This window comes from Nocardia sp. PE-7, assembly GCF_030486425.1.
Classification (GTDB): Bacteria; Actinomycetota; Actinomycetes; order Mycobacteriales; family Mycobacteriaceae; genus Nocardia; species Nocardia salmonicida_A.
On record NZ_CP129614.1, the window covers coordinates 4,815,580 to 4,835,293 of the forward strand.

The 19,714-nt window shown below is 68.4% G+C and carries 21 protein-coding genes; 5 read left to right on the forward strand and 16 right to left on the reverse strand.

Annotated features, from left to right (window positions below; all coding sequences use genetic code 11):
• Positions 1-170 precede the first annotated feature (170 nt).
• The 3 genes from QX204_RS22710 to QX204_RS22720 all read left to right on the forward strand — a co-directional run bounded on the left by QX204_RS22710 (position 171) and on the right by QX204_RS22720 (position 1,762).
• Positions 171-422, forward strand: coding sequence for a hypothetical protein (locus QX204_RS22710; protein ID WP_301902128.1), 252 nt, complete (start codon positions 171-173; stop codon positions 420-422).
• Positions 423-705: 283 nt separating this feature from the next.
• A complete protein-coding gene (locus QX204_RS22715) occupies positions 706-1,188 on the forward strand; it encodes a M23 family metallopeptidase (protein ID WP_301908080.1) in 483 nt (160 codons plus the stop codon).
• Positions 1,189-1,249: 61 nt separating this feature from the next.
• Positions 1,250-1,762 carry a DUF1990 domain-containing protein gene (locus QX204_RS22720; protein ID WP_301902130.1) on the forward strand — a complete coding sequence of 171 codons (513 nt, stop codon included), beginning with the start codon at positions 1,250-1,252 and terminating at the stop codon, positions 1,760-1,762.
• A gap of 103 nt (positions 1,763-1,865) precedes the next feature.
• On the opposite strand, the gene QX204_RS22725 is transcribed toward QX204_RS22720, so the two are convergent.
• From QX204_RS22725 to QX204_RS22795, 15 genes are all read right to left on the reverse strand, one after another.
• Positions 1,866-2,165, reverse strand: a complete 300-nt coding sequence (locus QX204_RS22725) for a DUF202 domain-containing protein (protein WP_301902132.1) — start codon at positions 2,163-2,165, stop codon at positions 1,866-1,868.
• Entirely contained in the window at positions 2,162-2,527 is a 366-nt protein-coding gene (locus tag QX204_RS22730) for a YidH family protein (protein ID WP_301902133.1), read from the reverse strand. Before QX204_RS22730 ends, QX204_RS22725 begins: the two co-directional genes overlap by 4 nt.
• A gap of 340 nt (positions 2,528-2,867) precedes the next feature.
• On the reverse strand, positions 2,868-3,791 hold the full coding sequence (locus QX204_RS22735) for a tyrosine recombinase XerC (protein WP_301902135.1): 924 nt from the start codon (positions 3,789-3,791) through the stop codon (positions 2,868-2,870).
• Between the two features lie 66 nt (positions 3,792-3,857).
• Entirely contained in the window at positions 3,858-5,039 is a 1,182-nt protein-coding gene (gene dprA, locus QX204_RS22740) for a DNA-processing protein DprA (RefSeq protein ID WP_301902138.1), read from the reverse strand.
• Positions 5,036-6,544, reverse strand: coding sequence for a YifB family Mg chelatase-like AAA ATPase (locus QX204_RS22745; protein ID WP_301902140.1), 1,509 nt, complete (start codon positions 6,542-6,544; stop codon positions 5,036-5,038). Before QX204_RS22745 ends, dprA begins: the two co-directional genes overlap by 4 nt.
• Complete coding sequence (locus QX204_RS22750) at positions 6,544-6,900, reverse strand: YraN family protein (protein ID WP_062986945.1); 357 nt, start codon at positions 6,898-6,900, stop codon at positions 6,544-6,546. The genes QX204_RS22745 and QX204_RS22750 overlap by 1 nt, the downstream gene beginning before the upstream one ends.
• Positions 6,901-6,991: 91 nt before the next feature.
• Complete coding sequence (locus tag QX204_RS22755; protein WP_011210678.1) at positions 6,992-7,297, reverse strand: DUF2469 domain-containing protein; 306 nt, start codon at positions 7,295-7,297, stop codon at positions 6,992-6,994.
• 46 nt (positions 7,298-7,343) lie between these two features.
• Complete coding sequence (locus QX204_RS22760; RefSeq protein ID WP_301908081.1) at positions 7,344-8,015, reverse strand: ribonuclease HII; 672 nt, start codon at positions 8,013-8,015, stop codon at positions 7,344-7,346.
• 111 nt (positions 8,016-8,126) lie between these two features.
• On the reverse strand, positions 8,127-8,870 hold the full coding sequence (gene lepB / locus QX204_RS22765; RefSeq protein WP_301908082.1) for a signal peptidase I: 744 nt from the start codon (positions 8,868-8,870) through the stop codon (positions 8,127-8,129).
• 107 nt (positions 8,871-8,977) lie between these two features.
• Complete coding sequence (gene rplS / locus QX204_RS22770; RefSeq protein WP_062986944.1) at positions 8,978-9,319, reverse strand: 50S ribosomal protein L19; 342 nt, start codon at positions 9,317-9,319, stop codon at positions 8,978-8,980.
• A gap of 145 nt (positions 9,320-9,464) precedes the next feature.
• A complete protein-coding gene (locus QX204_RS22775) occupies positions 9,465-10,352 on the reverse strand; it encodes a hypothetical protein (RefSeq protein WP_301902171.1) in 888 nt (295 codons plus the stop codon).
• A 27-nt stretch (positions 10,353-10,379) separates the two neighbouring features.
• Entirely contained in the window at positions 10,380-12,764 is a 2,385-nt protein-coding gene (locus tag QX204_RS22780) for a Tex family protein (RefSeq protein ID WP_301902172.1), read from the reverse strand.
• Positions 12,765-12,811: 47 nt separating this feature from the next.
• Positions 12,812-13,999: an alpha/beta hydrolase family protein gene (locus QX204_RS22785; RefSeq protein ID WP_301902173.1), complete on the reverse strand. Its 1,188-nt coding sequence runs from the start codon at positions 13,997-13,999 to the stop codon at positions 12,812-12,814.
• A 93-nt stretch (positions 14,000-14,092) separates the two neighbouring features.
• Positions 14,093-15,706, reverse strand: a complete 1,614-nt coding sequence (locus QX204_RS22790; RefSeq protein ID WP_301902174.1) for an AMP-binding protein — start codon at positions 15,704-15,706, stop codon at positions 14,093-14,095.
• A complete protein-coding gene (locus tag QX204_RS22795; protein WP_301902175.1) occupies positions 15,706-17,319 on the reverse strand; it encodes an AMP-binding protein in 1,614 nt (537 codons plus the stop codon). Before QX204_RS22795 ends, QX204_RS22790 begins: the two co-directional genes overlap by 1 nt.
• A 97-nt stretch (positions 17,320-17,416) precedes the next feature.
• Here QX204_RS22795 and QX204_RS22800 point away from each other — a divergent pair, with 97 nt between their 5' ends.
• The gene (locus QX204_RS22800; RefSeq protein ID WP_301902176.1) at positions 17,417-18,262 is read left to right on the forward strand and encodes a helix-turn-helix transcriptional regulator; all 846 of its coding nucleotides are present in this window, start codon (positions 17,417-17,419) and stop codon (positions 18,260-18,262) included.
• Between the two features lie 402 nt (positions 18,263-18,664).
• Positions 18,665-19,033, forward strand: coding sequence for a VOC family protein (locus tag QX204_RS22805; protein WP_056811825.1), 369 nt, complete (start codon positions 18,665-18,667; stop codon positions 19,031-19,033).
• A 1-nt stretch (position 19,034) separates the two neighbouring features.
• Here QX204_RS22805 and trmD read toward each other — a convergent pair whose 3' ends face one another.
• Positions 19,035-19,712 carry a tRNA (guanosine(37)-N1)-methyltransferase TrmD gene (trmD, locus tag QX204_RS22810; RefSeq protein WP_301902177.1) on the reverse strand — a complete coding sequence of 226 codons (678 nt, stop codon included), beginning with the start codon at positions 19,710-19,712 and terminating at the stop codon, positions 19,035-19,037.
• Between the last annotated feature and the right edge of the window lie 2 nt (positions 19,713-19,714).

Consider the following 19,714-nt stretch of genomic DNA (forward strand, 5'->3'; position numbering starts at 1 on the left):
CCGGTCGGCCGATTCTCCCATCGCAAGGTGCGGCCGTGCCCGGCACGGTCCCGGTAACGCCCCAGCTCCGAAACGGGCCGACCTCGACAGGCACACGGCTCGAAGCGCAGGCCCTCCCATCGAAGAACAGGGCCACGGGCATCTGCGGTCGGGCGCCGACCGTGGTGCCCATGATCGTTGTGCCACGGCGCGAGCTTGTTCCCGCGCCGGTTCCGGTGCGGGTGACGGTGCATGATCTCAACTCCGCTCCCGCCCGAGCGCACGGTGACGAGCAGCGCACAGGTGCCCGATCGGGGATCGAGATCGTGGTGCGGGCCGGGAGTGGCAGTGGGTCGGCGGCCGAAGTGCCCGCGGTTCTGCGGGAGATGGTGCGGGTGCTGGCGGCGCAGCAGCGTGTGCCTACGCCGCGGCCGCATCGCTGAGGTCGTGGCGGCGATGTTCGAGAAGCTCGATGCCCGGCCGACGATGCCGACTCGCTTTCCCCACCTCGATTCCCCGACGGCCGACACCTCGGTACGCCTCGGGGTGACCGACTGCGGCAGGAAGCCCGATACCGGGCGGGATGCACCGACGCGCGGTCGCCGGCCCCATCGGTCCCCGTCTGCGGTGCCCGACCCCGACGAGTGGCCTCGCAGACCCGGGAAGGCGCGTCGTGCGGCGCGCCTGGTGCGGTCGGTCTTCGGGCGGGTCCTGGGCGTCGTCTGCCTGGTGGCGATTGTTCTCAGTGGTGCGGTACCGGCCGATGCCGCCGAAGCCGGGCAGTTCGGTTGGCCGTTGCGGCCGCGGCCCACGGTGGAACGCAAGTTCGACAAACCGGAGCGGAATTGGTTGCCGGGGCATCGTGGCGTCGATCTGGCGGGCGTCGTCGGGCAGAGCGTGCTGGCGGCGGGCGAGGGCATCGTGGTGTTCGCGGGGGACGTGGCAGGCAAATCGGTGGTGTCCATCGATCATCCGGGCGGGTTGCGCACCACCTACGAACCGGTGCGGGCGCAGACGAGCGTGGGAAGCCGGTTGAGCAAGGGCGCGCCGATCGGAACGCTGATGGCCGGACACGAGGGGTGTCCGGTCACGGCCTGCCTGCACTGGGGTGCCCGCCGCGAGTCCGGTGCCCACAATCGGCGTGAATACGTCGACCCGCTCGGACTCCTGCACGAGGTGCCGGTCCGCCTGAAACCGCTGCAACCGTGACGTGACGAACCACTCCACCGGCCGGGCCCTACGCCGGCATTCCGGAGACGACAATCGAGACGTGCCCGAGGAACCAGCGCCCTTCACCTACGCCGAGGTCGGTGCCACCCGCGCCACCATGCCCGACGGATATCACCGGTTCCGGCATCGGCGTCGGATCGGCCACGGTCGCGACCTGTTCGAGCGTGCGGAAACCCACATCCTCGACTTCGGGATACAGAAGGGCGTCGGCATCTTTCGCGGCGCCGACACCGACACCGCGCGGCCCGGAACCGAGTTGACGGTCGTCCTCCGGATCTGGCCACTGAGATTCAGCGCGCCTTGCCGCGTGGTCTACGTCCTCGACGAACCCGACCGCCGAGGCTTCGCCTACGGCACCCTGCCCGGTCATCCGGAAGTCGGCGAGGAATTGTTCGCCGTCGAGTACGACGCCACCGACGACACCGTGTACGGCCTGGTCGCCGCCTTCTCCAAGCCCGGCGCCTGGTATGTCCGTCTGGGCGGCCCTGTCGTCCGCCTGATCCAGCGCTGGTTCGCCCACCGCTACTTGAATACCTTGCCCACCAACAGCTGAAGCGTCACAGGCTCAGCCCTTCCGCTCGATGTCGCGGGCCGAGATGGTGACGTAGCGGCGACGCCAGACGCCGGACGGGTCGCGGGGAGCCGAGCCGGTCGCGCTAGCCCTCGAGCAGCACCGCGACCGCGGCGATCAAGGATACGGTCGCGACGGCGAGGGCGGTGATCCCGACGAATCGGTGACCAGCGCCCACACGCCCGCGGTCGAGTGCGCGGCCGCGGAACCAACCCACGACCGCCAGGAGAAGCGCGACCGCGGCGGCCGCGAGTGGGAGCACCCACGTCGGCCGACCGTCGGTGGTTGCTTCGTGGACGAGGAGCAGGGCGCAGGCGGCGGCACCCAGGGACGTGCGCCGCCAGGCCAGGGCAGTGCGCTCCATCGCGAGGGTCGGTGCGGTCACGACAGCACTACCGCTAGGCAGGCGAGTGCGGCGACCACCGCGACCCCGACCGAGAGAACGGGAACCAGAGCCGTTCCCGGCAGCGGTTCCCCGGCGCGCATCGCGAGGTTCACCCGGCGCCAGTGCCGGAAGGCGGCGAGCGCTACGGCCAGCGCCATGATCAGGCAGATCATCGAGATCACACCGGCGAAACCGGCCAACCGAGTCGGCTGGACCAGGGCGTGCACCGCGACGCCGCCGGCGAGCAGACCGAGCGCGGTCCTGATCCACGCCAAGAACGTGCGTTCATTGGCGAGGGTGAACCGGTAGTCGACCTCCTCCTCGCCGTCCTCGGATTCGGCCCCGACCTCGGGCAAGGTCACTACCACCACCTCCTCTCCCCATCATGCGCTACCGCGATCCCTTCGCTCGTGAGCGTTGCGAGCGGGGCGTGCACCATGTCGCCGCCGAGCTGGTCGCCACTATGTCGCCCACGTTCGGTCGTTCGGCCACTCGATGCCGCGGCTCCGCCCCCGTTGCCGTTCTGCTCCCAGGCGCGGCGCAATCCCGCACCGGACTCGTTCCCCGGACCCGGTCTCGAAGCGGGCGTGGCACAGGACCTGCCGAAGATCCTCGCCCGGCTCGCGATCGGCTTGGTCCCAGCGCGGTTGCCACGGATGCCTACGACCTGCGACGTCTCGGCATCGAGCACGTCCGCGACGGTCAGGCGCGGGGGTGAGCTTGGTCGTGGACTCGTTTGAGGCGTTCGACGGAGACATGGGTGTAGAGCTGGGTCGTGGCCATGCTGGCGTGACCGAGGAGTTCCTGGACGACGCGGAGGTCGGCGCCGCCTTCGAGGAGGTGGGTGGCGGCGGTATGCCGGAGGCCGTGGGGGCCCATGTCGGGGGCGCCCGGGATGGCGGCGACGACCTCGTGGACGACGGTGCGGGCTTGGCGTTGGTCGAGTCGACGGCCACGCTGACCGAGCAGCAAAGCGCGGCCGGAGTGGTCGTTGGCCAGGGACGGGCGACCGGCGCGGAGCCAGGCGTCGAGTGAAGTGTCGGCGGGACCACCGAACGGCACCGAGCGTTCCTTGTTGCCCTTGCCGAGCACGCGAACCAGGCGGCGCTCCCGATCTATGTCATCGATGTCGAGTCCGCACAGCTCGCTGACACGAATTCCGGTGGCGTACAACATCTCCACGATCAGGCGATCCCGCAGTGCCATCGGATCCTGCTGCGCCGCTCCGGATTCCGCCGCACCCATCGCCTGTTCGGCTTGATTGCGGCCTAGAACCGCAGGCAGCACGCGATGGGCTTTCGGGGCCTGCAGGCGCAAACCCGGATCGATACCGAGCCGACCGGTTTCAGTGAGCCATGCGGTGAACGTCCGTGCCGCCGAGGCACGTCGGGCCAAGGTCGTCCGCGCCACTCCCGCCGCCGCGAGCTCGGCCAGCCACGATCGCAACAGCGGCAGATCCAGCTCCCGTATCGCCGAATCCGCCGACCGCGCGTACAGATGCTCGAGCAGCGAGCGCACATCTCCCAGGTACGCCCGCACCGTATGCGCCGACCGATTCCGCCCCAACCGCAGATGCCGCCCGAACTCGGTGAGCAACGCGGTCAGATCATCAGGCAGCACATCCATGACCCAACCGTCACCCTTCCCTTCCCCCCGCGCAACCCACCACGCCGCCCCTGCCGGGAGCCGCCGTCAGCTCGCCCGTCGACCGGAAGTCCGAAACCATCCGCCGGAGTCGCAGCCGACCAATTCGGCGAGTTCCAGGCTCGGCAGGACCGCCCGGACGGTGGCCAGGTCCAGGCCGCATTGTTGAGCCAGTTCGCGGGGTACGCGCGAGCCGATGGCGGGGAGAGCCGCATAGATTTCGGCTTCCGCGCCGCGGAGGTGGGCGGCGGTATCCACCGGCTGACCTTCCGCGACCGGGAGGCGGAGGGGGCCCGCTTCGTCGATGATGTCCTCGGCGCGGGTTACCAGAAGGGCTTCGCCCTCTCTGATCATGCGGTGACAGCCTGCCGAGGAGGCCGAGCCGACGGGTCCGGGGACAGCCATCGCCGGTCTGCCCAGCCTGCGGGCCCACTTCACGGTGTTGCGGGCACCGCTGCGAAGGCCGGCTTCGACTACCAGAACACCGTCCCCGAGCGTGGCGATCAACCGGTTCCGGGCGAGGAACTGGTGTTTCTGGGCCGAGATACCCGGCGGGTATTCGCTGACGACGAGGCCGCTCTCGGCGATCGCAGCGAGTAGACGGTCGTGTTGAGCCGGATATGGCCGATCGACCCCGCAGGCGAGGACCGCCACGGTGGTCCCGCCGACTGCCAGCGCAGCGCGGTGCGCCGCGGCATCGATACCGAAGGCCGCGCCGGAAACGATCGTCCACCCCCGACCGGCCAGGTCGCACGCGATCTCGCTCGCTACCTGCAATCCGTATCCACTGCTACACCGCGAACCGACCACCGCGACAGCACGTTCGGACGCGGTCTGGAGGGAGAGGGGCCCGCGCGCCCACAGCACGAGCGGGACGGCGGCCTCACGATCGCGTTCGGTGTCGAGTTGGTCGAGTCCGAGCATCCGCCAGCCGGGCCATTCCTCGTCGTCAGGGGTGATGACCCGTCCGCCCAGGCGCGCCATGGTTTCCAAATCTTTTGCCGCCGAGTCGATCTCGCGCCGCATGGCGGTAGGGCCACGCAAGGCCGCGGGCAACGCGTGCTCGCGGACCGCACGGGCGGCCTCACGCACCCCCACCGAGGTGATCAATGCCGACAGCGGGGCGCACGGCCCCTGCACCACCCGCGACAGGTACACCCAGGCCAGCCGGCGTTCGTCCCGATCACCATCCAGATCCACCACGTCACCGACCGCACGCAACCCACTCATTGCGCACCCCGCTGCCGGAAGTTCAACGACGACATCACATCCTGCACGGTGGGCATCTCCCCGTCGCGCAGATCACAGACCGTCCAGGCGACCCGGATCGCCCGGTCGGCGCCACGAGCCGACATTCGCCCCAGCCGTAAAGCCGTCTCGATCGGCGCGATCGATTCCCGTGGCAACATGAATCGCTTGCGCAGGACATGGCCCGGCACTTCGGCATTGGTCGTCCACCCGTCCGCACTCCACCGCTGCGCGGCGCGGGCTCTGGCTCCGGCGACGCGCGCGGCCACCGTGGTGCTGCTCTCGGCCTGCTCGTCGCCGAACGTCGCGCCCGCCTGCCCGTGCATCTGGACCCAGATATCGATGCGATCGAGCAGCGGTCCGGACAGTTTGCCCAGGTAGCGGCGACGAGCCAACGGCGCACAGATGCAGTCGACATCGCGTGCCGGAGCACAGGGACAGGGATTCGCTGCCAGTATCAGTTGGAATCGGGCCGGATACCGGGCGACACCGTCGCGGCGGGCGATGCGCACCTCGCCCTCTTCGAGTGGAGTCCGCAGTGCTTCCAGCACTTTCGTGCCGATCTCGGCGCATTCGTCGAGAAACAGCACCCCGCGATGCGCGCGGCTCACCGCACCGGGACGGGCCATGCCCGAACCGCCGCCGATCATCGCGGTCACCGACGTCGAATGATGCGGCGCGACAAAGGGTGCCAGCGTGAGCAGCGGCTGCTCTACCGAGAGCGATCCCGCCATCGAGTGGATCGCGGTCACCTCCAGGGATTCCGCTTCCGACAGCGGTGGCAGCAGACCCGGAAGACGTTGCGCCAGCATCGTTTTGCCGATACCGGGCGGTCCGGTGAGTAACAGGTGATGCCCGCCCGCCGCCGCGACCTCCAACGCCCAGCGCGCCTCGTCCTGACCGACCACATCACTGAGGTCACCGCACGGCGTCTGCGCCCCCGGCACCACACCGTCGGGTTCGAGTAGCTTGCCCTCGCCGCGCAGCCATGCCACCACCGCCCGCAGGCTCGTCGCCCCGAGTACCTCGATCCCTTCGACCAGCCCCGCTTCCGCCACCGCCTCGGCAGGCACGACCACCGTGGGCAGCCCGGCCGCCCGCGCCGCGATCACCGCGGGCAGCACCCCACGCACCCGACGAACCCGCCCGTCCAGCGCCAACTCCCCCAGCAGCACCGTCTTCACGAGCCGATCACCGGGCACCGCACCGGAGGCATCGAGCACGGAAACGGCCAGTGCGAGGTCGTAAACACTGCCCACCTTCGGCAGGGTCGCGGGCGAGAGTGCCAGGATCACGCGACCGTCCGGCCACTTCTCCCCCGTATTAGCCACCGCCGAACGCACCCGATTGCGTGATTCCTGCAGCGCGGTATCGGGCAGACCGACGAGATTCACCGAGGGCAGTCCCTGACCGATATCGGCCTCGATCTCCACCAGTTGTCCGTCGACCCCGGTCACCGCCACCGACAACGCCCGCCCGAGTGCCATCAGAAGGCCGCGGTGAGGTGATCGATGACCGGCCCGCGCCCGCGCGCGACCAGCACCGAGACGACGTCGAAGCGGATCCGCCGCCACGGCCCGTCCTGCTCGGCCAGCCACAGCAGCGCCAGCCGCCGAATCCGCTGCTGCTTGCTGAAGGTGACCGCCTCGGCGGGCGTACCGAACCCCAGCCCCGACCTCGTCTTCACCTCGACGAATACGGTGACCGACGGGTCCTGGACGATCAGATCCAGCTCACCGTAGCGACACCGCCAGTTGCGGGCGACGATCTCCATCCCGGTCTCGCAGAGATAGTTCGCCGCCAGCTTCTCCCCGTATGCGCCGAGCGCCTGTTTGTGTGCCATGAGCGAAAGCATGGCCACAAGCCCTCGCGCGACCGACCCATGCGAGCTGGGCAAACAGAAAACCTGTGGATAACCGCGCCCCTGTGGACAACTACTCCGGCAGGCGCAGGTCCGGCTTCTCCAGCTCCTCGATGTTCACGTCCTTGAATGTGATCACCCGAACGTGCTTGACGAACCTGGCCGGGCGGTACATATCCCAGACCCACGCATCGCTCATCCGCACTTCGAAATACACCTCGCCGTCGGCGTTCTGCGGTCGCAGCTCGACAGAATTGGCCAGGTAGAAGCGCCGTTCGGTCTCCACCACGTACGAGAACTGGCCGACGATGTCCTTGTACTCGCGGTACAACGACAGTTCCATCTCGGTTTCGTACTTCTCGAGGTCCTCAGCACTCATCGGGTGGGACGTCCTCCTGCTAGCAGCGCCGCGTTCATTGCTGACATCATCGCGCATGTGCGGCCCGAGTAGCCACTCGGCTACCTCCGGGCACCTCGAGCTCGCGCACATTCCGCCAGGAACGACGGTGTTCGGTGCTCGGTCCGAGCTGCCGCAGGGCCGCGGTGTGCTCGGGCGTGTTGTAGCCCTTGTGCGCGGCGAAACCGTAGCCGGGCAGCTGTGCGTCGAGCTCGACCATCATCCGGTCCCTGGTCACTTTCGCCAGGATGCTCGCGGCGGCGATGCAGGCCGCGGTGCCGTCGCCGCCGATCACCGGCAGCGACGGAGCGGGCAGGCCGGGAACCTTGAATCCGTCGGTCAGGATGTAGCCGGGAGTGCGTTCGAGGCCGACGACGGCTCGGCGCATGCCCTCGATATTGGCGACGTGGATGCCGATCGAGTCGATTTCCCACGCGGGCACCACCACGACGCTCCAGGCCAGCGACAATCGCTGAACCACCGGGAACAGCTCCTCACGAGCCGCCTCCGTGAGTTTCTTGGAGTCGTCGAGCCCGGCCAGCTTGTCGTAGGCCTTGGGCGCCAGCAGGCACGCGGCGACCACCAGCGGGCCCGCGCAGGGTCCGCGCCCCGCCTCGTCGACCCCGGCCACCGGCGCGAGGCCACCGCGCACGAGCGCCGCCTCGAGCGTGCGTAGTCCGCCCGCCCGGCGCATCACCATTCGCGGCGGCCAGCTGGTTCGATCCTGCCCCACAGTTCGATTGTCCCGTCGCGTCAGTTCCGCTGGGCGTCGCGGGTACGCACTCGACCCGAAACGCCCGTCCTCACCGTGTCAGTTCTCTTGCGCGTTCTGGGTCTTGACCGGACCTATGCGGTTCGGCGGCCAGATCTTGAACACCGTCTTGCCTCGGACGTTGTCCACCGGCACCGTGCCCTGCAGATCGTCGCTGACGTGGGCGCGCGAATCGGCCGACTCGTTGCGGTTGTCACCCATCACCCACAGATTGCCCTCGGGCACCTTCACGGGGCCGAACACCCGACCCGCCGGGTACACGGCGTTGGGCCGGTCGGTGTACCAGGGGTAATCCTTCTTGATGTACGGCTCGTCGAGCGGTTTGCCGTCGACCATGACGCGGCCTTGCGGATCGCAACACTGCACGGTCTGCCCGCCGACCGCGATGACGCGCTTGACCAGATCGTTCTCGTCCGGCGGCACCAGCCCGAAGTAGGACAGGAAGTTCTGCAGTCCGCGCACGACGGAGTTGTCGGAGCGCACCGACTTGTAGTGCCCGTTCCACGACGGCGGTCCGACGAAGACCACCACGTCGCCCGGCCCGGGTTCGGAACCGTAGTAGCTGATCTTCTGGACGTAGATGCGATCACCGATCAGCAGCGTGTTCTCCATCGACTGCGAGGGGATCACATACGGCCGGCCGACGAAAGTCACCATCAGCGCGGCGATCACAGCCGCGATCACGACCAGTATCGGCAGCTCCTGCCAGAACGGGCGCTGCTTCTTGTCGTCGCGCTTCTTTCTGCGCCGTCCGCCTTCGTCACCCGAATCGGACACCGACACCGAACCACTTTCGTCTGCCACGCCGAACAGAGTAGCCCGGCACCCTGACGTGAGTCGGGTACCGGGCTACCTGAAGAATTCTGGTACTGCGAAGTGCTACTGCGAGATCAGCGCTTTTCCTTGATCTTGGCAGCCTTGCCGCGCAGATCGCGCAGGTAGTACAGCTTGGCGCGACGCACGTCACCGCGGGTCACGACATCGATGTGGTCGATGTTGGGGCTGTGCACGGGGAAGGTGCGCTCGACACCGACGCCGAAGGACACCTTGCGGACCGTGAAGGTCTCGCCGATGCCGCCGCCGTGACGCCGGATCACGACGCCCTTGAAGACCTGGATGCGCTCCTTCGAGCCTTCGATGACCTTCACGTGCACGTTCAGGGTGTCGCCCGGACGGAAGTTCGGGACATCGCTACGCAGCGACTTCTCGTCGACGAAATCAAGGGTGTTCATTTTCCACCTTTTCGGATTCTTTGCGTGAACAGAGGAACCTGGCGGCACTCGCGCGCTCGACCGGTTCATGCTCAGAACAGGAGTGCTCTCGGACATGACTCGTCCAAGGCAACCGGTTCATTGTGCCAGACCGGGTAGCCGCGATCTAAATCGGGCCTTGCTCGTCGGCCTGTTCGGCTCGGCGGCGTGGCAGCAGGTGCGGGTGCGGCGCCGGGGCGGAGGGCGCCGGGACGACCTTACGCGCCAACTCCACCTCGGCGGCCTTGCGGGCGTGCTCGACGTCGGGCTTGCCCGCGATCAGGTCCTGGATGAAGATCTTCGCGCGGATGACCGGGCGGCGATACCGCCGTTCGCGCTCGATCGCCCGGTTCATGGTCTTGGGCCGGTTCCCGTAGCGCCAACGCGCCCACGGCGCACCCGGCCTGCTCAACCGCACCGCGCCGATCAGCAGCAGCGGGGTGAAGAACATGCCGAACAGCCCGGTCCAGATCTTGCCCTTGCCGATCACCACCCCGGCGAGCAACAGATTCACCGCGATCGTGATGGCCACGCCGACCCGCACCCCGATACCGCTGGATGTCCGGAAGTCGTCGTAGTCCAGAAACGTCGCCGGTTGCACGCCGAGCAACAGCAGACCGGTCACCGCGAGCGCGACGAATACCGCGTCCACCGAGGTGCGGCCCTGTTCGGACCAGTAGACGTCACGCAGATAGAAGATCAGCGCGAATTCGTCGAGCACCAGCGCCGCGCCGATCCCGAACACGGCGGACAGCACGCTCGAGGTGACCTGGGTGGAGTCCTCGGCGGTGGCGATCAGCCCGATGCCGGACAGCAGCACGGTGATCACGCCGAACACCATGTGATGGATATGGGTGTCGCCGGCTTTCACGTTGCCCGGCCACCAGCGCACCTGCGCCCGGATCATCCGCACGCTCACCCGGATCACCACGAAGCCGAGGATGAACCCCAGCAGAAAACAGAGCAGGGGCAGGCGGCCGTGCGCGATCACCTCGTCTTCGAGCCACCGTCGCATGCCGCCCGCCCTGTCTTCGAGTTCTACCTACTTGTTGCCGAAGCCCGCCGCGCGCAGCGCGTCGGCCATCGATCCAGTCGGTGCGGCGGCCTGCTTGCGCTGGTTGCCGCCGCCGTTGCCCTGCCTGGCCTGGCCCTGATTACGGGCAGGTGCGGAACCACGACCGCCTTGCTGTCCACGACCCTGACCGCGCGGCGCACCGCCACCACCACGATTGTCCCCCTGCGCGGGCTTGCCCGGCTCGTCATCGAGACGCAAGGTGAGTCCGATCCGCTGACGCGCGACATCGACCTCGAGGACCTTCACCTTCACCACGTCGCCGGACTTCACCACTTCGCGCGGGTCCTTGACGAAGGTGTGCGACAGCGCCGACACGTGCACCAGACCGTCCTGGTGCACGCCGACATCGACGAAGGCGCCGAACGCGGCCACATTCGTGACGACGCCCTCGAGCACCATCCCCGGCTTCAGATCGGCGACCTTCTCGATACCCGCGGCGAATTCGGCGGTCTTGAATTCCGGACGCGGGTCGAGGCCCGGCTTCTCCAGCTCGGCGATGATGTCGCTGACCGTGGGCACACCGAACTTCTCGTCGGTGAAGTCGCCCGGCTTCAGCGCACGCAGGGTGCTGGTGTTGCCGATGACCTCGGCCATCTCCCGGCCGGTGTGTTCGAGAATGCGACGCACCACCGGGTAGGCCTCGGGGTGCACGGCGGAGGTATCGAGCGGGTCGGCACCGCCGCGGATGCGCAGGAAGCCCGCGCACTGTTCGAAAGCCTTCGGGCCGAGGCGCGGCACCTCGAGCAGAGCGGTACGGCTGCGGAAGGGCCCGTTCTGATCACGGTGGGCCACAATGCTTTCCGCCACCGACGAGGAAACACCCGACACGCGCGAGAGCAGCGGCACCGAGGCCGTGTTCACGTCGACACCGACCGCGTTCACCGCGTCTTCGACGACCGCGCCCAGCGAGCGCGCCAGCAGCGTCTCGGACACGTCGTGCTGGTACTGGCCCACGCCGATCGACTTGGGATCGATCTTCACCAGTTCGGCGAGTGGATCCTGCAGGCGCCGGGCGATGGAGACAGCGCCACGCAGCGACACGTCCATATCGGGCAGTTCGGCCGAGGCGTAGGCCGAGGCGGAGTACACCGAGGCGCCCGCCTCCGACACCACGATCTTGGTCGGCTTGTTCTCCGGGATCCGCGAGATCAGTTCCACCGCAAGCGCATCGGTCTCGCGGGAGGCGGTGCCGTTGCCGATCGCGATGAGCTCCACGCCGAAGCGGGCGACGAGTGCGGCCAGCACGGCCAGCGACTTCTCGGTCTGCCCCTGCGGCTTGTGCGGGTAGATGACCTCGGTCGCGACGGCCTTACCGGTGGCGTCGACGACGGCGACCTTCACGCCGGTGCGGTAGCCCGGGTCGAGGCCCATGGTGGTGCGAGTGCCCGCGGGCGCGGCGAGCAGCAGGTCGCGCAGATTCGCGGCGAACACATCGACCGCGTCCTTCTCCGCCGCCTGACGCAACCGCATCCTGGTATCGATCCCCAGGCTCACCTGCAGTTTGGTGCGCCAGGCCCAGCGGACGGTGTCGAGCAGCCAGGAATCGGCCGGTCGGCCCTTGTCGGCGATGCCGAAGGCGACCGCGATGCGGCCCTCGTAGATCGTGCGCTCGCCAGGCGCGGGCTCGTCGATGTCGGCTTCGAGATGCAGCGTGAGCATCTCCTCCTTCTCCCCGCGCAGCAGCGCCAGGATCCGGTGGGAAGGCAGTTTGTGGAAGGGCTCGCTGAACTCGAAGTAGTCGGAGAACTTGGCCCCGGCCTCTTCTTTGCCCGCGCGCACCGTCGAGGTGACCTGGCCGCGATTCCACATCAGTTCGCGCAGTTCACCGACCAGGTCGGCGTCTTCGGCGAAGCGTTCGACCAGGATCGAGCGGGCACCGTCGAGCTGTTCGGCGGTGTAGGCGGCCGGATCGGTGGTCGGGTCGCCGATCAGCGCGTCGGCCACCGGCTCGTGTCCGGCTTCGCGCGCGATCTGAGCCTTGGTGCGGCGCTTGGGTTTGTAGGGCAGGTAGATGTCTTCCAGACGCGCCTTGGTCTCGGCGAGCATGAGCTGCGAGTGCAAGGCGGGATCGAGTTTGCCCTGGCCACGGATGGATTCGATGATCGCGCCGCGGCGCTCGTCGAGCTCACGCAGATAGCCGAGACGTTCCTCGAGCTGGCGCAACTGGGCATCGTCGAGCCCGTCGGTGACCTCCTTGCGGTACCGCGCGATGAACGGAACCGTCGAACCGCCGTCGAGCAGTTCGACGGCGGCGCGGACCTGGGTCTCACGCACCCCCAGTTCATCGGCGATCCGCCTGCCTACGCTGGCGATGGTGGTCGTGCTGTCGGCGATCTCGGGCGCTGTCGTCACAGCCGCAGAGACTACAGCTCATGACCGACACCCCGCTGGCACCCAGGTCAGCGGATTGTTGTCACCTCGGGTTCGATGATCGGTCGATCGAGCACGGTGTCGGTGCGTTCGCGCAGGAACTTGTCGAACATCGCCGCGACGTAGCCCCGCACCAGCGTCGCCATCCGGTCCGGGTCGATGGCGCCGATGTAGGTCGCCGCGGCGGGCCGGGCGACGGCGGGCACCAGTGACGGCATATCGGTGAAGTCGTAGTGCGCCGAATCGGCAATGGCCAGATGACGTTTCCAGCCGGTGGCCCGCTGCCAGAAGGCGTCGAGGGAGGGGTTGGCATCACCGACCTGCTCGATCTGACTGCTGGTCAACACCAGCGTCGGCCGGTCGACGCCCTCGGTCACCGCGCGACCGAACGCCTCGTCCACACCGATCTGCCCGTCCAGGTCGACGGCCGCATCGATGCGACGGTCCTCGTGCATCGCTTCGACGGCGGTGTACCCGCCGGAGGAGTGACCGACGGCGCCGACGCGGTCCAGGTCGAGCACACGGCCCAGATCGGCGGGCAGGGCATCGGATTCGGCATCAGGATTCGACCCCGCGGCCAGCCCGGCGAGAGAGTCGAGAACGAACCGGAGGTCGAGCAGACGCGCGGCGATGTACTTCTCACGGATGGCCGCGTCGAAGCCGTTCGGCGCCGCGGCGGGCCGCACGATCCGGCCGCCGGGAAACTCGACCGCCGGGCTGGATTCGTAGGTGTGGTCGACCGTCACCACCACATAGCCGCGCGAAGCGAGGTCCTCGGCGAGCCCTGTGCCGAGAATCCGCGAGACACCGCCGCCTGGCGTGTACAGCACCACCGGATAGGTGCCCGCGGCCTGTGCGGGCGCGTCCCGATGGGCATGGGTCAGCGCACCGGGGAGCTCGGTGCCGAGCTCGCGCTCGAGTCCCGGAATCAGCTCGGTCGACGCGTAATGCGCCCGCGGGTACCGGCCCACGTCGGTCGCCGGGTAGAACACCGAGACCATCAGCTCCCGAGAGCGGTCCGGCTGGAACGGATCCGGCCGGGCGGCGTCGACCAGGTGCAAGGTCGTCGTGCCGACGGGCAACGCGCCGCCGGGGTCGGGCAGCACGACGACACCACCCGGCCCGGCAGCGGCGACACCCGCACTCGTCGCGACCAGCGCACAGACCGACATCGACACCACCACCACGCGACGGAACACCGCTTCCCCCATCGTCATTCGCAACCCGGCCGCGAGCAGCGGATTGTCGCGAACACGCTAGCAAACGATGGGGGCTCGGTGCTGGATCGAATCGTGGTGCGCCGGAGCCACTCAGCCGAGAATCTCCCTGGCGAGTTCGCGCATCTCGGCCTTGCGGACCTTGCCGGTGACCGTCATCGGGAACTCGTCGACCACATGCACGTAGCGCGGGATCTTGTAGTGGGCGAGGCGACCGGCGCAGAAGGCTCGCACGGCCGCGGCATCGAGGACTTCCGCGCCCTCGCGCAGGCGGATCCAGACCATGAGTTCCTCACCGTATCTGTCGTCGGGAACGCCGATGACCTGGGCGTCGACGATGTCGGGATGGGTGTAGAGGAACTCCTCGATCTCGCGGGGGTAGACGTTCTCGCCGCCGCGGATGACCATGTCCTTGATCCGGCCGGTGACCGAGAGGTAGCCGTCGTCGTCCATGACGCCGATGTCGCCGGTGTGCATCCAGCGGGCGGCGTCGATCGCCTCGGCGGTCTTGTCGGGCTGTTCCCAGTAGCCGAGCATCACCGAGTAGCCGCGGGTGCACAGCTCACCCGGTTCGCCGCGTGGCACGGTGCGCCCGGTCGCCGGGTCTACCACCTTGACCTCGAGGTGCGGGCCGACCCGGCCGACGGTGGCGGTGCGGCGGGCGATGCTGTCGTCGCGTCGGGTCTGTGTGGAGACCGGCGAGGTCTCGGTCATGCCGTAGCAGATCGCGACCTCGGCCATGCCGAGCCGGTCGATCACTCGTTTCATCACCTCCACCGGGCACGGCGAGCCCGCCATGATGCCGGTGCGCAGGCTGGACAGCTCCGGTGCGGCGCCGCTGTCGAGTTCGGACAGCATCGCGATGAACATCGTCGGCACGCCGTAGAGCGAGGTGCAGCGTTCGGCGGCGACGGCGGCCAGCGTCGCGGCCGGATCGAACGACGGCGCTGGAATCACCACGGCCGCTCCGTGCGAGGTGACCGCGAGATTGCCCATCACCATGCCGAAGCAGTGGTAGTACGGAACCGGGATGCAGACCCGGTCGGCTTCGGTGTACCCGCACAGCTCGCCTACGAAGAACCCGTTGTTGAGGATGTTGTGGTGGCTCAGTGTCGCGCCCTTCGGGAAACCTGTTGTTCCCGAGGTGTATTGGATATTGATCGGATCGTCGGCCGACAGCGTCTCGGCGATCGCGGCCAACCGTTGGGCGTCGGGCGCCGTCTCGACCACCTGCTGCCACTGTTCGGTGCCCAGGATCAGCACCTGTTCCAGGGCGGGACAATTCGGCCGGACCTGCTCGATCATCGCGACATAGTCCGAGGTCTTGAACTCCGGTGCGGCGATGAGCAGGCACACCCCGGCCTGGTTGAGGACGTAGTCCAGTTCGCTGGTGCGGTAGGCGGGATTGATATTGACCAGGATCGCGCCGATCTTCGCCGTGGCGTACTGCACGAGCAGCCATTCCGCGCAGTTGGGCGCCCAGATCCCGACCCGGTCACCGGGGCCGATGCCCTGGGCGGTGAGGCCGGTCGCGACGGCATCGACGGCCATGCCAAGCTCGCGGTAGGTCCAGCGGCGTCCGGTGGGACAGTCGATGAGCGCCTCGCGCGTCGGGTGGGCCGCGACGGTGCGGTCGAGGTTCGCGCCGATGGTGTCGCCGAGCAGCGGAGTGTCGGCCGGACCACAGGTGTAGCTCAGTTCGGACATCAGCGAATCTCCTTGCCGCGCAGCAGGAAACGCTGCACCTTGCCGCTCGGCGTCTTGGGCAGTCTGTCCACGAAGTGGACCTTCCTCGGATAGGCGTGGGCGGCGAACTCGTCCTTGACGAGTTGCTGCAGTTCGGCGGTCAGCTCGGCGCTGCCCTCGGTGCCGGTGCGGGTCACCACGAAGGCTTCCAGTACCTCCCCGCGCAGTTCGTCGGGCATCCCGACGACGGCGGCCTCGGCGACCTGGTCGTGCATTACCAGCACGCTCTCGACCTCGAACGGGCCGATCCGGTAGCCGGCCATGATGATCACGTCGTCGTCGCGGGCGCTGAAACGGAAACAGCCGTCGGCGTCGCGGGCACCGACGTCGCCGGTCAGATACCAGCGTCCGTCGGCACTGAATCGGGTCGCGGTGCGTGCCGGATCGTCGAGGTAGCCGAGGAACCAGAGCAGCGGGCTGTGGTCGGTATCGATGGCGACCCGGCCGAACTCGCCGGGCGCCGCCTCGACGTCGGCGTCCTCGGCCAGGACCGCGCAGGACCACCCGGGCAGCTGTCGGCCCATCGAACCGAGCGGGGCGGCGGCATCGAGGGCGGGGTGCCACGCGTGGCAGATGACCATGCCGTGCTCGGTCTGGCCGTAGTGATCGCGCACCGCCACACCGAGGGTCCGCCGCGACCACGCCACCACGTCCGGGGTCAACGGCTCGCCTGCCGACGACGCTCTGCGCAGGGCGAATCCGTCCGGAGCCGAATCGGCGTCGGCGCGCAACGCTCGGTAGACGGTCGGCGCCGCGGCGAAGTTGGTGACGCCGAAGCGTCGCAGCACGTCCCAGGTGAGCGACGCCGAGAAGCCCGCGTGCAGCAGCAGGCTGCCCGCGCCGGTGGCCAGCGGTCCCAGGATCGCGTAGTAGAGGCCGTACGCCCAGCCCGGGTCGGCCGCGTTCCAGAAGACGTCCTCGGGACGCACGTCGAGGGCGAATTCCTGGTAGGCGTGGAACGAGGCCAGCGCGCGGACCGGGATCGGTACGCCCTTGGGGGTTCCGGTGGTGCCACTGGTGAACAACTGGACCAGCAGGCCGTCGCCGCCGACCGCCACCGGCCTCGCGCGCGGATCGTCGGGCCGGTGCCTGGCGAGCAGATCATCGAAGAGCAGCGCGCCGGGGATCTCAGCGTCGCCGACGATGATCGTCCGGGAGTCGGTCGTGGCGAGTTTCGGCGCCTGGTCGGCGTCGGCGACAACGACCTTCGTGTGACTCGCGCTCAGCCGGAACTCGATGGCGGGTGCGGCGAAGGCGGTGAACAACGGAACGTGCACCGCGCCACGGCGCCAGATGCCGAGCAGGGCCACCACGAGCTCGGCGGACTTTCCCATCAGCGTCGCGACCCGGTCGCCGGGCTCGACGCCGAGTTCGGCCAGCGCGGCGGCGAACCGAGCCGAGCGTTCCCGCAGCTCGCCGTAGGTCAACTCGCGCGCGCTCAGATCGGCTTCGACCACGGTGAACGCGATCTGCGTGGCCGGATGCCGATCGCAGAGCAGTTCGGCCGCGCAGGCCTCCGGTCCGTCGTAGCGGTCGAGCAGGTCGCGCACCCGCGCGTCCAGGTCGGTAGTCATCGCAGCTTCTCCTCAACGCCCGGGCAACGGCCGCCCGGGTGTGACCTAGAATGTGGCATAGCTCACGTCGACCACTACCCCCGAAAAGGGGTGATCCATGACTTCCCTGTTGCGCCCGCGCGACGGTGACGCGCTGCGCGCCGAGATCCGCTGGGTGGCGCGCCGGGCGAGCGTCCCGGTGGTGTTCGGCGGCGCGGTGGACGAGGACACCCTGCTGCTCACCGAGTTCGCGGGCACCGTCACCACGGGCCTGCGCGGGCTGTCGGTGCTGCGCACCTCCGGGCTCGGCGGACAGGCCATGGAGTACCGCAGACCGGCGTCGGTGGCCGACTATCGAGGCGCCTCCACCATCACCCACCACTACGACGCCGCAGTGGTCGGCGAGGGGCTGCGGTCGGTGATGGCCGTGCCGGTCCTGGTCGCCGACCGGCCTCGCGCGGTGCTCTACGCGGCCACTCGTGGCGCGAGTCCCCTCGGCGACCGCACCGCCGAGGTGATCCTGCAGGCCGGTAGAAGGCTGGCCGCCGAGATCGCCGTCCGCGACGAAGTGGACCGGCGGGTTCGACTACTCGACCTCGCGACGCCGGCGCCCGCGTCCACGCCCGCGGTGACCGAGGAGCTGCGCGAGATCCACGCCGAACTCCGTGCCCTCGCGACCGCGACCGGCGATCTCGCACTGCGCGACCGGCTTTCCGGAGTGTGCGACCGATTGACCGGGGTGCTGACCGGCGGGCCCGGCGCCGAGACGCCGAGACTGTCGCGGCGTGAACTCGATGTGCTCGCCCAGATCGCCCTCGGCTGCACGAATCAGGAAGCGGCGCTTCGGCTCTCACTCGGCGCCGAAACCGTCAAGAGCTATCTGCGGCAGGCGATGAGTAAGCTCGATGCCGGCACTCGCCACGAAGCTGTATCGCTGGCACGCCGACACGGCTTGCTGCCCTGAACCGCCGCCGCACCGGCCCGTTGACCCACTGTCCGGTATGTGCGATATATCACTTTCATTCGGGCCACACAAATGTTTCGACGCACGGCAACGGCCACCCGGGCGGACGCGATCGCCCGCGGCGGCGCGAGCCACCGACGTCGAACGTCGCGCCGCACGCGCGTCGGCACCGGCCGATCATCTACGGATGCAATGCTTGTACTGGGAACATCGACGCACCGCTCGTTGGGATCCACCGCACCGGAGGCGATCGTGCCGAAAGACGCAGGGGCCGAACCGATTCCGGATGGAACCAGCAATCCTCACTTTGGACGTTCACACAACGAATGACCTCGATGGATACCCAAATGTCTTTGGGACAAAACAATCTCGGGGCGCATCCAGCCCGGTACCGTCGGTCCGATGACGGAGCCTTTTCAACTGGCCGGCCTCTCACTGGACTGTGACGACCCCGAGTCCCTCGCCCGCTTCTACCTCGGGCTGCTCGGTGGCCGTGTCCTGTGGAACGACGCGCACAGCGTCGGGATCCGGATCCCGTCGGGACTGACCATCGCCGCACAGCACGTGGCGGACTACTATCCGCCGCAGTGGCCTGGCACCGCCGCGGTACACCTCGATCTGGCCGCCGATGCCGATCTGGATCTGTGCGAACAGCACGCCCTCGCGATCGGCGCGAAACCCGCACCGGTACAACCGGATCCACGCTGGCGGGTGTTGCTCGACCCCGCAGGCCATCCGTTCTGTATCACCACCCGCGTGATCGCGGGATAGGTCAGGGCAGCAGATCGGGCCGACGCCGCGCGGTGCGTTCCAGTGACTGTTCGTGGCGCCACGCGGCTACCTTCGCGTGGTCGCCCGAGAGCAGGATCGGGGGTACGTCGAGGCCGCGCCACGACACCGGCCGGGTGTAGCTGGGACCTTCGAGGAGTCCGTCGGAGAACGAATCCTCCTGGTGGGACTGCTGATTGCCGAGCACGCCGGGGATCAGCCGCACCACGGCCTCGGTCATCACGAGCACCGCGGCCTCGCCGCCGATGAGGACGTAGTCGCCGATGCTCACCTCTTCGACGCGGACGCGGCGGGCGGCGTCGTCGAATACGCGCTGATCGATGCCCTCGTAGCGCCCGCAGGCGAAGACGAGGTGTTTCTCGGTGGCCCAGCGCTGCGCGGTGGCCTGGGTGAACGGCACACCGGCCGGAGTGGGCACGACGAGCAGGGCGTCGTCGGGACACACCTCGTCCAAGGCGTCGCCCCAGACGGTGGGCTTCATGACCATGCCGGGACCACCGCCGTAGGGCGAGTCGTCGACCGACTTGTGCACGTCATGGGTCCAGTCGCGCAAGTCGTGCACACCGATCGAGATCAGGCCTTTGTCGACGGCCTTACCGAGCAGCGCGGTGCGCAGCGGCTCGAGATACTCCGGGAAGATCGTGACGACGTCGAGTTGCACGA